This window comes from Brucella pseudintermedia (assembly GCF_008932435.1).
Taxonomy (GTDB): Bacteria; Pseudomonadota; Alphaproteobacteria; order Rhizobiales; family Rhizobiaceae; genus Brucella; species Brucella pseudintermedia.
The window spans coordinates 157,731-173,278 of the sequence record NZ_WBWE01000001.1 but is presented as its reverse complement, the minus strand read 5'-3'; the positions used below and the strand labels follow the sequence as shown (position 1 = coordinate 173,278).

The following is a 15,548-nucleotide window of genomic DNA, read 5'->3' as shown; positions in this document are numbered from 1 at the left end:
CCATGATCCCGATCACCGCCCTCAAGGATAAGACAGTCGCCCTTTTCGGACTGGGCGGGTCGGGCATTGCGACCGCCAAGGCCATTCTTGGCGGCGGAGCAAAGATCATTGCCTGGGACGACAATCCCGACAGCGTTGCCCGTGCGCAGAGCGCGGGCATTGCCACGGGCGATCTCAGGCAGGCAGACTGGTCGCAATTTGCGGCATTCGTGCTTTCGCCCGGCGTTCCGCTGACCCATCCAAAGCCGCACTGGACCGTCGATCTGGCTCATGCGGCCGGGGTCGAAATCATCGGCGACGTGGAGCTTTTCGTGCGCGAGCGCAACCACATTGCTCCCGATTGCCCATTCATTGCCATTACTGGCACCAACGGCAAATCGACGACGACCGCCTTGATCGCCCATATCATCAAGGCCTCTGGTCGCGACATGCAGCTCGGCGGCAATATCGGCACGGCAATCCTGACGCTGGAACCGCCGCAGGCAAATCGTTTCTATGTGGTTGAGTGCTCCTCCTACCAGATTGATCTTGCGCCGTCGCTAAACCCGACTGCAGGAATTTTGCTCAATCTGACGCCGGACCATCTCGACCGTCATGGCTCGATGGAAAACTATGCGGCGATCAAGGAACGGCTTGTGGCAGCAAGCGACACGGCGATTGTCGGCGTGGACGATCAATATTGCGAAGCCATTGCCGACCGGCTTTATCGCGACGGCGTAAATGTCGTGCGGATTTCCAAGGAAAAGCGTCTTGGCAAAGGCTATTTTGCCGATGGCGCGAAACTGTTCTGGGCGCAGGATGGAGAAGTCGATGAAATCGCTTCTCTTGAAGGTATCGGCTCGCTGCGCGGCGCGCATAATGCGCAGAATGCACTTGCGGCGATTGCCGCCTGTCTGTCGGTCGGCCTGAGCCTTGAAGAAATTCACGCCGGTCTGAAGAGCTTTCCGGGCCTCGCCCATCGCATGGAGCAGGTCGGGCATCGCGGGAAAGTCCTCTTCGTCAACGATTCCAAGGCAACCAATGCGGAAGCGACTGCTCCGGCATTGTCATCCTTCCCGCAGAACATTTACTGGATTGCAGGCGGCGTGCCGAAGGCAGGCGGGATTGCTTCGCTGTCAGTTTTCTTCCCGCGGATTGCCAAGGCCTATCTGATCGGTGAAGCTGCGGCGCAGTTTGCGGCAACGCTTGGCGATGCGGCGCCGTTCGAGATTTCCGACACGCTTGCTGTTGCCGTCGAACATGCCGCGCGCGATGCTGGCAACGATGCCGCGCCGGAGCCTGTCGTTCTGCTGTCGCCTGCCTGCGCAAGCTTCGACCAGTTCCAGAATTTTGAAAAACGCGGCGATGCATTCCGCAGCGCCGTTCTGGCGCTTCCGGGTGTAACGCCAATGAGAGGGGAAAGCTGATGGTAAGCCGTGTCGATCGCGGTCCTGTCGCCAATTGGTGGTGGACAATAGACCGCTTCTTCCTCGCTGCATGTCTGGCCCTGATGGGGCTTGGAATTTTGCTGTCATTCGCCGCAAGCCCGGCTGTGGCGTCGCGCATCGGGCTGGACAGCTTCCATTTTGTCGAACGCCAGATTTTCTTCATGCTTCCGGCGGTCGCCGTCATGATCGGCGTGTCGTTTCTCTCGCCGCGCCAGATCAGGCGGTTTGCCCTGATCCTGCTTGGCATTTCGCTGGTATTGATGGTTGCCGCCCTGTTTTTCGGCATCGAAGTGAAAGGCGCGCGGCGCTGGGTCAATCTTGCAGGCATCTCCATCCAGCCATCGGAATTCATGAAGCCCGCTTTCGTGGTGGTTTGCGCCTGGCTGTTCTCAGAACGCGAACGCGGCGGCGAAATGCCTGGCAATTTTCTGGCCATGCTGCTGTTCGGTACTGTTGCGGCGCTGCTCGTTCTCCAGCCTGACCTTGGCCAGACGATGCTGACCACAGGCACATGGGGCGCCATGTTCTTCCTCGCCGGTCTGCCGATGTTCTGGATTCTGGTCCTCGGCGGCCTTGCGGTTTGCGGCGGCATTTCAGCCTATTTCATGTTCGACCATGTGGCGGGGCGTATCAACCGCTTCATGACGGGCGAGGGTGACACGTTCCAGGTCGATGCCGGTCGTGAGGCAATCCTGCGCGGCGGCTGGTTCGGGCAAGGTCCGGGCGAAGGCACGGTAAAGCGCATCATTCCGGACAGCCATACCGATTTTATTTTCTCGGTCGCGGCGGAAGAATACGGCATCATCCTGTGCATGGTCATCATGCTGCTGTTCGCGTTCATCGTTGTGCGCGGTCTTTCGATTGCGCTGCGCGAGCGCGATGCATTCACGCGTCTGGCCGTCTCGGGGATTGTCATCCTGTTCGGTTTCCAGTCGATCATCAACATGGCCGTGAACCTGCATCTCATGCCTGCAAAGGGCATGACCCTGCCGTTCATTTCCTATGGCGGGTCGTCGCTCATTGCCATCGCCATCACGATGGGCATTCTTCTGGCCCTGACGCGCCGCCGTCCGGAAGCCCGCATGACCCACACGGTCAGCATGGGCGCCGATGTGAACAGGCGCATTCCGGCTTTGTGAGGGAAATATGGGGAAGGGCGTAATTGTATTGGCTGCCGGTGGAACAGGCGGTCACCTGTTCCCGGCGGAAGCGCTGGCGCATGAACTGAAGGCGCGCGGCTGGGACGTCCATCTGGCGACCGATGCGCGCGCGCAGCGTTTCGCAGGCGCATTTGCGGAAGACCATGTTCATGTCATCCGTTCGGCGACGATTGCCGGCCGCAATCCCATAGCGCTTCTGAAGACGTTCTGGTCGCTGTGGCAGGGCAATCTCGATTCCCGCAAATTGTTCCGTCGGCTGAAACCGAAGCTCGTGGCGGGTTTTGGAGGCTATCCGACGCTGCCGCCACTCTATGCGGCGAGCAACATGAACATCCCGACCCTGGTGCATGAGCAGAACGCCGTCATGGGCCGCGCCAATAAAGGGCTTGCGGGCCGCGTGAAGGCCATTGCCGGTGGCTTTTTGTCTGAAACGGGCGGCGTCCATGCCGAAAAGACGGTCGCGACCGGTAATCCGGTGCGCCCGCCGGTGCTGGTCGCAGCAGGGACGCCCTATAAGCCGGTCAAGGCGGATGAACGGTTCCGCCTGCTGGTCTTTGGCGGCAGTCAGGGCGCGCAATTCTTTTCGAGCGCCATTCCCGCCGCCGTGGCCTTGCTGCCTGAGAAAGATCGCGCACGGTTGCTGATCACCCAGCAGTCCCGCAAGGAAGATGAAGCCGCGGTGCGCGATGCTTACAAGAAGCTTGGCATTCCGGCGGATGTCGCGCCGTTCTTCAACGACATGCCTGCACGCATGGCCGATGCCCAGTTCGTGATTTCGCGTTCAGGGGCTTCCACCGTTTCCGAGATCACAGTCATCGGTCGCCCAGCCATGCTGGTGCCGTTTCCGCACGCGCTCGATCATGATCAGGCGGCGAACGCGGCGGCACTTGCGGCCGCGGGCGGCGGCGAGGTCGTTCGTCAGTCGGAATTGTCGCCGGAACGCCTGGCCGGGCTACTCCAGGCCGCCATGAATGAGCCGCAGCGCCTCGAAGCACAAGCAAAAGCTGCAAAAAGCGTTGGCAAGCCGGATGCTGGGCGGTTGCTTGCCGATCTGGCAGAGGCTATTGCAGCGGGTAAATCTGTTCAGGAATTCAAAGAAGGAACTCGGCCATGAAAATGCCGCTGAATATCGGGCGCGTCCATTTCATCGGAATTGGCGGCATCGGCATGAGTGGTATTGCCGAAGTGCTGCACAATCTGGGCTACAAGGTGCAAGGCTCGGACCAGTCCGACAGCGCCAATGTGCAGCGCCTGCGTGAAAAGGGCATTGAGGTCTTTGTCGGGCACAAGGCTGAAAACATTGGCGATGCCGAAGTGGTTGTCGTTTCGACGGCGATCAAGAAGAACAATCCCGAACTGGTGGCCGCGCGCGAAAAGCTGCTGCCTATCGTGCGCCGCGCCGAAATGCTGGCCGAGCTGATGCGCTTCCGTCATGCGGTCGCGATTGGCGGAACGCACGGCAAGACGACTACCACCTCGATGGTTGCGGCCTTGCTCGATGCCGGGCATCTCGATCCGACCGTCATCAATGGCGGCATCATCAACGCCTATGGCACCAATGCCCGCATGGGCGATGGTGACTGGATGGTCGTGGAAGCCGACGAAAGCGACGGCACCTTCCTGAAACTTCCAGCCGATATTGCGGTTGTCACCAATATCGATCCGGAGCATCTCGATCATTACGGCAATTTCGATGCGGTGCGCGCCGCCTTCCGCCAGTTCGTCGAGAACGTGCCATTCTATGGTTTCGGCGTGATGTGCCTCGATCATCCGGAAGTGCAGGCTCTGGTGAGCCGCATTGAGGATCGTCGCATCATCACCTACGGTCAGAATCCGCAGGCCGAAGTGCGTTTCGTCAATCACCGCATGGACGGTGCCGCGAGCCTGTTCGATGTTGTTATCCGCTCCCGCAAGGGCGAGGCTACCGAGATCAAGGATCTGCGCCTGCCGATGCCGGGCCAGCACAACGTATCCAACGCCACGGCGGCAATCGCGGTTGCGCATGAACTCGGTATTTCCGCCGACGATATTCGTCGCGGTCTCGGCTCGTTCGGTGGCGTGAAGCGCCGCTTCACCCATACGGGCTCGTGGAACGGCGTCGAAATATTCGACGATTACGGCCATCACCCCGTTGAAATCCGCGCTGTCCTGAAAGCCGCGCGTGAAGCCGCCAAAGGCCGTGTGGTCGCCATCGTACAGCCGCACCGTTTCACGCGTCTGGCAAGCCTGTTCGACGAGTTTGCGGCATGTTTCAACGATGCCGATACGGTCGTCGTGGCGCCGGTCTATACGGCGGGCGAGGACCCGATCGAAGGCGTCAATTCCGAGGCGCTCGTATCGCGCATCAAGACGGCTGGCCATCGCGACGCGCGCTATGCAAGCGGTCCCGAAGCGCTGGCGCCATTGGTCGCGTCGATTGCGGAGCCCGGCGATTTTGTCGTCTGCCTCGGCGCAGGCAACATTACGCAGTGGGCCTACGCATTGCCGAAAGAACTGGCTGAACAGGGCAAGAAGTAAGATGGAAAGCGGCGAGACGCTTCTGAAGAAGCTCGATGGCAAGCTGTCGGGCCTGCGGGGTCGGCTGACAGCCGATGCAAGCATGGACAAGATAACCTGGTTTCGCGCTGGCGGACCGGCACAGGTGCTTTTCCAGCCTGCCGATGAGGAAGATCTTTCCGCATTTCTGAAGGCTGTCCCGGAAGATATACCGATCCTTGTCGTTGGAATCGGCTCCAACCTTCTGGTGCGCGATGGCGGCGTTCCGGGCTTTGTTGTGCGGCTTTCCGCCAAAGGCTTTGGCGAGGTGGAGCAGGTTTCCGATACGCAGTTGCGGGCAGGGGCGGCAACGCCCGACAAGCGCGTGGCTGCGGCGGCTCTGGAAGCGGGGCTCGGCGGCTTTCATTTCTACCATGGTATACCCGGCGGCATCGGCGGCGCCTTGCGCATGAATGCGGGCGCCAACGGCGTGGAAACACGCGAGCGCGTGGTGGAAGTGCGCGCGCTCGACCGCAAGGGGGAAGTGCATGTGCTTTCCAATGCGGAGATGGGCTATGCCTATCGGCATTCGTCGGCTTCGCCGGACCTGATTTTTACTTCCGTCCTGTTTGAAGGCACTCCCGGCGATCGTGAGGCGATCCGGCAAGCCATGGACGAGGTGCAGCATCACCGCGAGACGGTGCAGCCGGTGCGCGAGAAGACAGGCGGTTCGACCTTCAAGAACCCCGAAGGCACATCGGCCTGGAAGGAAATCGACAAGGCAGGCTGCCGCGGTTTGCGTGTCGGCGGCGCGCAGATGTCAGAAATGCATTGCAATTTCATGATCAATACAGGCACCGCAACGGGGCATGATCTGGAGACTTTGGGCGAAACGGTTCGCGCCAGGGTTTTTGAAAATTCGGGCATTCGCCTGCATTGGGAAATCAAACGTCTCGGTTTGTTCCGCGATGGCGAGCCGGTTGAAGAGTTTCTCGGAAAATTCTAATAAAAAAGTTGCCCGGATTTTCTACCTGAAATTCCGGGCTTTTTTGCCTTCGCAAGCGACGCGTAAGGTTCGTCCCTTCCTATAGGGTCTTGTCACGGAATCAATCCTCTGATTCTTTAGGGTTAACCACACAGTGATTTGATTCGGCAGGATTTTCCTGTCGCGGGTGCCTGCGGCCTGTGCTGCTGGGTTGCCTGGATTCTGTTCAATTGATGCGCAGGGGATTGCGCAGAGGGGATGCTGACATGACGGGAAAGCACGTTGCCGTTTTGATGGGCGGTTTCTCTTCGGAGCGTCCGGTGAGCTTGTCCTCCGGAGCGGCTTGTGCTGCGACCCTCGAAGGGTGCGGCTATCGCGTGACGCGTGTTGACGTGGATCGCAATGTTGCCAGCGTTCTTGCCGAGCTGAAGCCCGATGTTGCGTTCAATGCACTGCATGGTCCTTTCGGTGAAGACGGCGCCATTCAGGGCGTTCTTGAGTATCTCCAGATTCCCTACACGCATTCGGGCGTGCTTGCTTCGGCGTTGGCCATGGACAAGGATCGCGCCAAGAAGGTTGCTGCTGCCGCTGGTGTCGCTGTTGCCCCCTCGCTTCTTCTCAATCGCTTCGAGATCGGCGCGGAGCATCCGATGAAGCCGCCTTACGTGGTCAAGCCGGTGCGCGAAGGGTCCAGCTTCGGCGTCGTCATCGTCAAGGAGGATCAGGCTCATCCGCCGCAGATCATCAGCTCTGCCGAGTGGAATTACGGCGCGGAGGTTCTGGTCGAGAAATACATTCCCGGTCGCGAACTGACCTGTGCCGTTATGGGCGATCGCGTCATGGATGTGTGCGAGATCATTCCCGTCGGGCACCAGTTCTACGATTACGATTCAAAATATGTTGCAGGTGCATCAACTCACGTGTGTCCCGCAAAAATTTTACCAAATATTTACCAAAAAATACAAACAATGGCCCTTACGGCGCATCGGGCAATCGGGTGTCGGGGCGTAAGCCGGTCGGACTTCCGTTTCGATGATCGTTTCTCCGAAGATGGCGAAGTTATCTGGCTGGAAATCAATACCCAGCCGGGGATGACTCCTACCTCGCTCGTGCCTGATATCGCCAAGGCGGCTGGTATCTCTTTCGGTGAATTGTTGAGTTGGATGGTGGAGGACGCGTCTTGTTTGCGTTGAACGGAAAATCGGACGGATACGGGCGCTCGGGCTCGATGCGGGATGCATCGGGCGCGATGGGTGCCGCTTTTGTCCTGCCGCGCTTCCTGCGCAAGCCGTTCCGCTTTGCCGTCCGCCTGTTTCAGGGCAATGTCAACATTCCGCGCCATGCCGGCACCGTCGGCATGCTGGGCTTTCTTGGCGCGACTGGCCTTTATGGAATGGCCGTGGGTGGCCATACACCCGAAGTCGTCAAGGCAACTGCGTCCACGCTTGGTTTCGCAATCGAGGATGTGAAGGTTGTCGGCAACAACGAGACCTCCGACATCGATATTCTGGGTCAGCTCGATCTGGACGGCGAGACTTCCCTGGTCGGCCTGAGCGCCGAAGAGGCACGCCAGTCTATCGACAAGCTGCCTTGGGTGGAAAGCGCGGAAGTCCGCAAGGTTTATCCCGGCACCGTTCTTGTGTCGCTGCGGGAGCGCAAGGCGTTCGCCATCTGGCAGAACGACAAGGATCTGTCGTTGATCGATGCTGCGGGCGACACCATCGTTCCGTTCCGTCCGGGCCGTTACAATTCGCTGCCGCTCGTGGTGGGTGAGGGCGCGGAAAAGAAGGTCAAGGGTTTCGTCGATGAAATCGCGGCCTATCCGGCGCTGGCCGGAAAGATCCGGGCTTATGTTCGCGTGGGCGACCGCCGCTGGGATCTGCTGCTGGATAATGGTGTGCGCATCATGCTGCCGGAAACCGATCCGCTGAAGGCGCTGGCGCAGGTCGACAAGCTCGACCAGGAACAGCATCTTCTGTCGCGCGATATCGCTTCGGTCGATCTTCGTCTCGAAGACCGGGTCACGGTGCAACTGACGGCGAGCGGCATGGAGCAGCGCCAGAAATTTCTGGCAGAGCGTAAAAAAGAACTATCCCGCACGGGGAAGCGCGTATGAGTATTCTGGGCGGCAAGGGAACATCACAAGGCGGGGCTGCAGGGCGCAAGGTGCGCCTTCTGACGGTTCTGGACGTCGGATCGAGCAAGGTTTCCTGCGTCATTGCAAGGTTGCGCCCGCATGAGGGCGGCGCACTGCTGCCGGGTCGCACGCACCGCATGGAGGTGCTGGGCATCGGCCATCAGCGTTCGCGCGGCGTAAAGTCGGGCGTCATCATCGATCTTGACGCGGCTGAACAGTCGATCCGTCTTGCGGTCGATGCGGCAGAGCGCATGGCCGGACTGACCGTCGACAGCCTGATCGTCAATATTTCTGCCGGCCGCCTTAAGAGCGAAACCTTCACGGCGAGCGTCAATCTGGGCGGCCATGAAGTAGAGCAGGCGGATATTCGCCGTGTGCTGGCCGCTGGCGCCAAGCAGGCGCTCGCCGCCGAACGCCATCTCGTTCATTCGCTGCCTGTTGGCTATACGCTCGATGGCGAGCGCGGCATTCGCGATCCGCTTGGAATGCTGGGTGACAGCCTTGGCGTCGATATGCATGTGCTGACCGCCGATGCCGCGCCGTTGCGCAATCTGGAGCTTTGCATCAATCGCTGCCATCTGTCGGTGGAAGCCATCGTAGCAACGCCTTATGCCAGCGGTCTTGCAGCTCTGGTGGGCGACGAGGCTGAGATGGGCGCGGCCTGCATCGATATGGGCGGCGGCACGACGACGATTTCCGTCTTCTCCGAAGGCAAATTCATTCACGCCGATGCAGTGGCTATCGGCGGCACGCATGTCACGATGGATGTGGCGCGCGGCTTCTCCACACGCATGGAAGATGCCGAACGCCTGAAGGTCATGTACGGTTCGGCGCTGCCAAGCGCTGCCGATGACCGCGACCTCATCTCGGTTCCGCCAATCGGCGACGATGAGCGTGATGTACCCAATCAATATCCGCGCTCGGTGCTGACGCGGATTATCCGTGCGAGGGTGGAAGAGACATTGGAACTGGTGCGCGACAGGCTCAACCAGTCCGGTCTCGGACATATCGTCGGCAAGCGGGTGGTTCTGACGGGCGGCGCAAGCCAGCTGCCGGGAATGCCGGAGGCAGCCAGACGAATCCTTGCAAGAAATGTACGAATCGGGCGTCCTCTAGGAATAGCGGGATTGCCTGAGGCGGCTAAGGGGGCGGCTTTCTCCGCGACCGTTGGACTTCTGATTTACCCGCAGGTGGCCGGGATAGAAGAGCGGTCGGTGAAAGCAGCTTCCTCCGGTCTCATGACCGGTACGGGTGGGCGCATTCAACGTGTCAGCCAATGGCTGAAAGAGAGTTTCTGAGTACCAGTATTGTGTAAGCTGTTGAATTAGCGTGTCGACTTATTGGGGCGTGACCATCTGGGTAACAACCAATCCACACCGCGGCGGCGAAGCGGTGGTAAGGCTTAAGAGGAACAAGGACCTATGACTATCAATCTGCAAAAGCCGGATATCACCGAGCTGAAGCCCCGCATCACCGTATTCGGTGTCGGCGGCGGCGGCGGCAATGCGGTCAACAACATGATCAATGCCGGCTTGCGCGGCGTGGATTTTGTCGTGGCCAACACCGACGCTCAGGCTTTGACGATGTCGAAGTCCGAACGCATGATCCAGCTCGGCGCTGCCGTTACAGAGGGTCTCGGTGCGGGTTCCCAGCCAGAGGTTGGCCGTGCGGCCGCTGAGGAATGCATCGACGAAATCGTCGATCACCTGAACGGCACACATATGTGCTTCGTGACGGCTGGCATGGGCGGCGGCACCGGCACCGGCGCTGCTCCGGTCGTGGCGCGTGCTGCCCGTGAACGCGGTATCCTCACCGTCGGCGTCGTGACCAAGCCTTTCCATTTCGAAGGCGCCCGCCGCATGAAGACTGCCGATCTCGGCATCGAAGAACTGCAGAAGAATGTCGATACGCTCATCGTCATTCCGAACCAGAACCTCTTCCGCATCGCCAATGACAAGACCACCTTCGCCGATGCTTTCGCAATGGCTGATCAGGTGCTCTATTCCGGCGTTGCCTGCATTACCGACCTGATGGTCAAGGAAGGCCTCATCAATCTCGACTTCGCCGACGTTCGCTCGGTCATGCGCGAAATGGGCAAGGCCATGATGGGCACGGGCGAAGCTTCCGGCGAAGGCCGTGCAATGGCTGCTGCCGAAGCTGCAATCGCCAACCCGCTGCTCGACGAAACCTCGATGCGTGGCGCAAAGGGCCTCCTGATCTCGATCACCGGCGGTCGCGACATGACCCTGTTCGAAGTCGACGAAGCCGCGACCCGCATTCGCGAGGAAGTCGATCCGGATGCGAACATCATCCTCGGCGCAACCTTCGACGAAGGTCTTGAAGGCGTCATCCGCGTTTCTGTCGTCGCTACCGGTATCGATAAGCAGTTAGGAGACGCGGCGCCTGCGCCGCTGGAATTTCGCCAGCCGGTGAAGCAGACTGCCGCTCAGGCAAAGCCGATGGCTCCGCATGGCGCACTGCGTCCTCCTGTCGTTGAACAGCCGCGTCAGGTCGACCCGATTGCCCAGGCGATCCAGTCCGCCGAAACCGAAATTCCAGCCGCACCCGCAGCCCCTGCCGCTTCTGCCGAATCGGAATTCCGTCCGCAGAGCCGCATCTTTCAGGCTCCGGCGCCGGAATCCTTCGAACGCGCTCCGGTCGCCCGTGCACCGATGCCGCAGGCTCCGGCAGCCCATCAGGCAGCTCAGGCCGTGCAGCCGCAGACCTATCAGCAGCCGCAGATGCACGAACAGCCCGTTCGCGAGCCGCGTCCGGCTCCACGCATGCCAGCCGTTTCGGATTTCCCTCCGGTCGCACAGGCTGAACTCAATGCCCGTCGCGCTCCGCAGCAACCTGTACAGGAAGAACCGCGCGGCCCGATGAGCCTCCTGAAGCGCCTGACCCATGGCCTGTCGCGTCGCGAGGACGATCAGCCTGCAGCCCGCCTGGAACCGGCCCAGCATCGCGAGCCCGGCATGCGCCCGGCCGAACGCCGTGCTCCCCAGCAGGACTCGTCGATCTACGCACCGCGTCGCGGCCAGCTCGACGATCAGGGCCGTCCGCAGCCGCGGGCAGCTTCTGAAGAAGATCAGCTCGAAATTCCGGCCTTCCTGCGCCGCCAGTCGAACTGAGGCTTTGTCGAGCAGAGCCATTTCGGACAATGAATTTGAAAGCCGCGGGTAATTCCGCGGCTTTTCGTTTCTGTAAACAGAAACAGCGCTTCGGTAAGAAAGCGTGATTTTGTTCAGGCCGCGCGAATTATTATCTTGAGAGAAACGGGGTATGTTTCGAGGGTCAAGTTTTGTGAACCTTCGCGTATTTCCTGTCGCAATTTTAGCTATATCTATCCATATAGACGCAAGAATTGCGAAATCGGCTGTTGAAATTCCTTTGGACGGCCTGCACTCATTTTATTCAGCAGATTGGAACTGTCTTGAGCGCTTATCAAAAGACAATCGGTCGTGCGGTGACGCTTTCAGGCGTCGGCGTTCATGGCGGAGCTCCTGCTTCGGCGACATTTTTCCCGGCGGATGCTGATACTGGGATCGTATTCCAACGCTCGGACCTGAAGGGCAAAGCGTCGGAAGTCCGGGCCCATGTTTCGCAGATCGGCGCAACGGACCTCTGCACCTCCCTTGGACCGAAAGAGTCCAAGATCGACACGGTGGAGCATCTGTTGGCGGCAATCGTCGCTCTCGGCATCGACAATCTTGTCGTGGAAGTCGATGGCCCGGAAGTTCCCATTCTTGATGGGACTTCGGCGCGTTTTATCGAAGCTTTTGATGAGGCAGGTATTGTCTCGCAGGAGGCGAAGCGCCGGTTTATCCGTATTTTGAAAACGGTGCGTGTGGAAGCCGGCGGTTCCTGGGGGGAATTTCGCCCCTTTGCCGGTACACGATTTGAGGTGGAGATCGATTTCGAATGTCCGCTGATCGGCCGACAGAAATTTGCGGACGATGTGGATGAGGCGACCTTCCGCAAGGAGCTTTCCACCGCGCGCACTTTCGGTTTCATGAAGGACGTGGAGCGTCTTTGGGCTTCCGGCCATGCACTTGGATCCTCCCTCGATAATTCACTTGTCATCGGCGACGATAATTCTGTCATCAATCCTGGCGGCTTGCGCTTCAAGGACGAGTTCGTCCGTCACAAGACGCTCGACGCTGTTGGCGATCTGGCATTGGCAGGCCTGCCGTTCATCGGCTGCTTCCGCTCCTATCGCAGCGGCCACAGGCTAAACGCGGAAACGGTGAAGGCGTTGCTCTCGGACAAGTCTGCGTTCGATATTGTCGAGGCTTCCGGTATCCGCCCCGAGCATCCGATTTCGTTGCCATGAAGCCGAACATCGCTGCTCCCTCGGCGCTTTGATATTGATCAGGAAAATGCGTGGGTATCGGCCCTTGGCCTTAATTGGGCCGTGTTCGCCGGTTCACCTCGCAATTGAGTCGGTGCGCCGTTCCGCGGTGGATTGATCGGGGAGTATCTACCCATGCGGGTGGCCAATACCGGGGACAATTCACACTGGTTACGCGTTTCGATGTGCCGTCCGGCGGATTTCGGGCCACTAGACGATTGCCGATTTCGCCTGCATGTGGTTTATGGACGGCCAAAACAGCGTCAGCTATGTTCTTACATTTGCTGGAGCTGAATGTTTTGTATGGATGGAGCAGCCGTGCAGTGCTAGAAGCACGCAACTCCAAACAGGAATGACGCTGCCAGAAGGCCGGAGACCGCATGACGAGTTTCAAATTCAAGGGTGTGACGAAAACCGCGCTGCTGACTGGCGCCATCGCCGTTCTTATCCCGCTCGCCGGTTGTGCCAGCAAGGACGACGACATCGATCTCACCAAATATGTCGAGACAATCGATCCTGCCGACAAGCTCTATAATGAAGGTCTCGCCAATCTGGATGCAGGTCGCCTTGATGAAGCAGCGAAGAAGTTCGCTGCCGTCGACCGCCAGCATCCTTACACCGAATGGGCGCGCAAGTCGCTCGTGATGGCTGCCTTCACCAACTATCGCAAGGGCAATTACGAAGAAGCGATCTCGATGGCCAAGCGTTACAACACGCTTTACCCGACTTCGTCTGAATCGGCTTATGCCTATTACATTATCGGTCTTTCCTACTTCCGCCAGATTCCGGACGTAACCCGCGATCAGGCCGCAAGCCGCCGGGCAATCGCCGCGATGCAGGAAGTGGTCGATCGCTTCCCGGATTCCGAATATACGGATGACGCCAAGGCCAAGATCCGTGTCGCCCGCGACCAGCTCGCAGGCAAGGAAATGCAGGTTGGCCGTTACTATCTGGAACGCAAGGAATATCTGGCCGCCATCAAGCGCTTCCGCGGCGTGGTGGAAGAATATTCCAACACCCGCCAGGTGGAAGAGGCACTGGCCCGTCTCGTGGAAGCCTATTACGCGCTCGGCCTGACGTCGGAAGCCCAGATGGCCGCTTCGGTTCTCGGCAAGAACTATCCGGACAGCCAGTGGTACAAGGACAGCTACAAGCTTCTGCAGAGTGGTGGCCTTCAGCCGCGCGAGAATGGCAATTCGTGGCTGGCCAAGGCTTCGGCGCTCATCACCGGCGGCGGCTCATAAGCTGATTCTCACATGCTGTCGCACCTGTCGATCCGCGATATTGTTCTGATTGAAAGGCTCGACATCGAGTTCAAGACGGGCTTGTCTGTGCTTACCGGTGAAACCGGGGCGGGCAAGTCCATCCTGCTTGATTCGCTTTCACTGGCGCTTGGCGCGCGTGGCGATGCCTCGCTGGTGCGTCATGGTGCCGATCAGGGGCAGGTGACGGCGGTATTCGATGTGCCGGGCGGACATCCTGCCCGGAATTTTCTGCGCGAAAACGGTTTTGACGATGATGGCGACATCATCCTGCGCCGTCTGCAGATGGGCGATGGCCGCACACGCGTCTTCATCAACGATCAGGCGGCAAGCGTCGCGCTTCTTCGCGATCTCGGGCGCAAGCTGGTGGAAATCCACGGCCAGCACGACGACCGCGCCCTGATCGATACCGATCTTCACCGTACATTGCTGGATGCTTTCGGCGGTCTTGAGCAAGAGGCGGCAGTGGTCCGCGAGCGTCACAAGGCCTGGCGCGACGCGGAAACGGCGCTTGCCAAGCATCGCGCCCGCGTCGAGCAGGCTGAGCGCGAAGGCGACTATCTGCGCTCGTCGGTTGAGGAACTGACAAAGCTTGATCCGCAACCCGGCGAAGAGGAAGAACTCGCTGAACGTCGCGCGATCATGATGAAATCGGAAAAGATCGCCGGTGACGTGAACGAAGCTGGCGAATTGCTGTCGGGGCAGGGCTCGCCTGTGCCGTCGCTGGCAAGCCTTGTGCGTCGTCTGGAGCGCAAGATTCCCGAAGCGCCGCATCTGCTGGAGCCGGTCTGCAAGGCAATCGACGAAGCACTCAACAGTCTGGCTCTTGCGCAGGACGGTATCGATCACGCCATGCGTGAAATCGATTTCGATCCGCGCGTGCTGGAACAGGTCGAGGAACGGCTTTTTGCTCTGCGCGCTGCGGCACGTAAATATTCCGTTGCGGTGGAAGGCTTGCCCGCGCTACGTGACAAGATGGATGCCGATCTCGCCGATCTCGACGCTGGGGCCGAAAAGCTCATCCAGCTTGAAAATCAGGCGGCTGAATTGCGGGTGGCTTATGACGTGGCTGCGGCCAAGCTCTCCGGTTCGCGCAAAGAAACTGCGGAACATCTCAAGGCCGCTGTGATGGCCGAACTGCCCGCACTCAAGCTTGAGCGTGCCGAATTCATCGTCGAAATGACGACCGACCCGGAAGCGCGGGCGGCGGAAGGCATCGATACGGTGGAATATTGGGTTCGCACCAATCCGGGCACGCGGGCCGGGCCAATGATGAAGGTCGCCTCGGGTGGTGAGCTTTCGCGTTTCCTGCTGGCGCTGAAGGTTGCGCTTGCGGATCGCGGCTCTGCCCCGACGCTCGTATTCGACGAAATCGATACCGGCGTGGGCGGTGCGGTGGCGGATGCCATCGGCCAGCGCCTGGCACGGCTTTCCGGACGCGTGCAGGTGCTTTCGGTGACACATGCCCCGCAGGTGGCAGCGCGTGCCTCCACACATTTCCTGATTGCCAAGTCAGCAACCAATGAAGACCGGATGGCGACCTCGATCCGTTCCATAGGCGTGGACGAGCGGCAGGAAGAGATCGCCCGGATGCTGGCCGGCGCCAGCATCACCGACGAAGCGCGCGCAGCAGCGGAACGCCTGCTTGCCGAGAATAGCGCGCTGGCTATCTAAAAGCCTGTCAGCAGCCAATATGCAGTTCGCTGTTTTCGTAGGCGTAGCCGTATTTCTTGGTTATGTTGAGCAAAATT

12 protein-coding genes are annotated in these 15,548 nt (G+C 59.6%); all 12 read left to right on the top strand.

Features of this window, described 5'->3' with window-relative positions:
* Positions 1-2 precede the first annotated feature (2 nt).
* The 12 genes from murD (at position 3) to recN (ending at position 15,471) form a co-directional block, all read left to right on the top strand.
* Complete coding sequence (gene murD / locus F9K78_RS00790) at positions 3-1,406, top strand: UDP-N-acetylmuramoyl-L-alanine--D-glutamate ligase (RefSeq protein WP_121985017.1); 1,404 nt, start codon at positions 3-5, stop codon at positions 1,404-1,406.
* A complete protein-coding gene (gene ftsW / locus F9K78_RS00785) occupies positions 1,406-2,566 on the top strand; it encodes a putative lipid II flippase FtsW (protein WP_121985018.1) in 1,161 nt (386 codons plus the stop codon). The genes murD and ftsW overlap by 1 nt, the downstream gene beginning before the upstream one ends.
* A gap of 7 nt (positions 2,567-2,573) precedes the next feature.
* Positions 2,574-3,701: an undecaprenyldiphospho-muramoylpentapeptide beta-N-acetylglucosaminyltransferase gene (gene murG / locus F9K78_RS00780; protein ID WP_121985019.1), complete on the top strand. Its 1,128-nt coding sequence runs from the start codon at positions 2,574-2,576 to the stop codon at positions 3,699-3,701.
* The gene (gene murC, locus F9K78_RS00775; protein ID WP_121985020.1) at positions 3,698-5,104 is read left to right on the top strand and encodes a UDP-N-acetylmuramate--L-alanine ligase; all 1,407 of its coding nucleotides are present in this window, start codon (positions 3,698-3,700) and stop codon (positions 5,102-5,104) included. Before murG ends, murC begins: the two co-directional genes overlap by 4 nt.
* Before the next feature lies 1 nt (position 5,105).
* A complete protein-coding gene (gene murB / locus F9K78_RS00770; protein WP_121985021.1) occupies positions 5,106-6,068 on the top strand; it encodes a UDP-N-acetylmuramate dehydrogenase in 963 nt (320 codons plus the stop codon).
* A gap of 245 nt (positions 6,069-6,313) precedes the next feature.
* Positions 6,314-7,240: a D-alanine--D-alanine ligase gene (locus F9K78_RS00765; protein ID WP_121985022.1), complete on the top strand. Its 927-nt coding sequence runs from the start codon at positions 6,314-6,316 to the stop codon at positions 7,238-7,240.
* Entirely contained in the window at positions 7,228-8,163 is a 936-nt protein-coding gene (locus F9K78_RS00760) for a cell division protein FtsQ/DivIB (RefSeq protein WP_121985023.1), read from the top strand. The genes F9K78_RS00765 and F9K78_RS00760 overlap by 13 nt, the downstream gene beginning before the upstream one ends.
* Positions 8,160-9,482, top strand: coding sequence for a cell division protein FtsA (gene ftsA / locus F9K78_RS00755; protein WP_121982154.1), 1,323 nt, complete (start codon positions 8,160-8,162; stop codon positions 9,480-9,482). The genes F9K78_RS00760 and ftsA overlap by 4 nt, the downstream gene beginning before the upstream one ends.
* Positions 9,483-9,605: 123 nt before the next feature.
* Complete coding sequence (gene ftsZ, locus F9K78_RS00750; protein ID WP_121982155.1) at positions 9,606-11,315, top strand: cell division protein FtsZ; 1,710 nt, start codon at positions 9,606-9,608, stop codon at positions 11,313-11,315.
* A gap of 302 nt (positions 11,316-11,617) precedes the next feature.
* On the top strand, positions 11,618-12,517 hold the full coding sequence (lpxC, locus tag F9K78_RS00745) for a UDP-3-O-acyl-N-acetylglucosamine deacetylase (RefSeq protein WP_121985024.1): 900 nt from the start codon (positions 11,618-11,620) through the stop codon (positions 12,515-12,517).
* Between the two features lie 398 nt (positions 12,518-12,915).
* A complete protein-coding gene (locus F9K78_RS00735) occupies positions 12,916-13,779 on the top strand; it encodes an outer membrane protein assembly factor BamD (RefSeq protein WP_121982157.1) in 864 nt (287 codons plus the stop codon).
* Positions 13,780-13,791: 12 nt separating this feature from the next.
* Entirely contained in the window at positions 13,792-15,471 is a 1,680-nt protein-coding gene (recN, locus tag F9K78_RS00730; protein ID WP_121985025.1) for a DNA repair protein RecN, read from the top strand.
* Positions 15,472-15,548 lie beyond the last annotated feature (77 nt).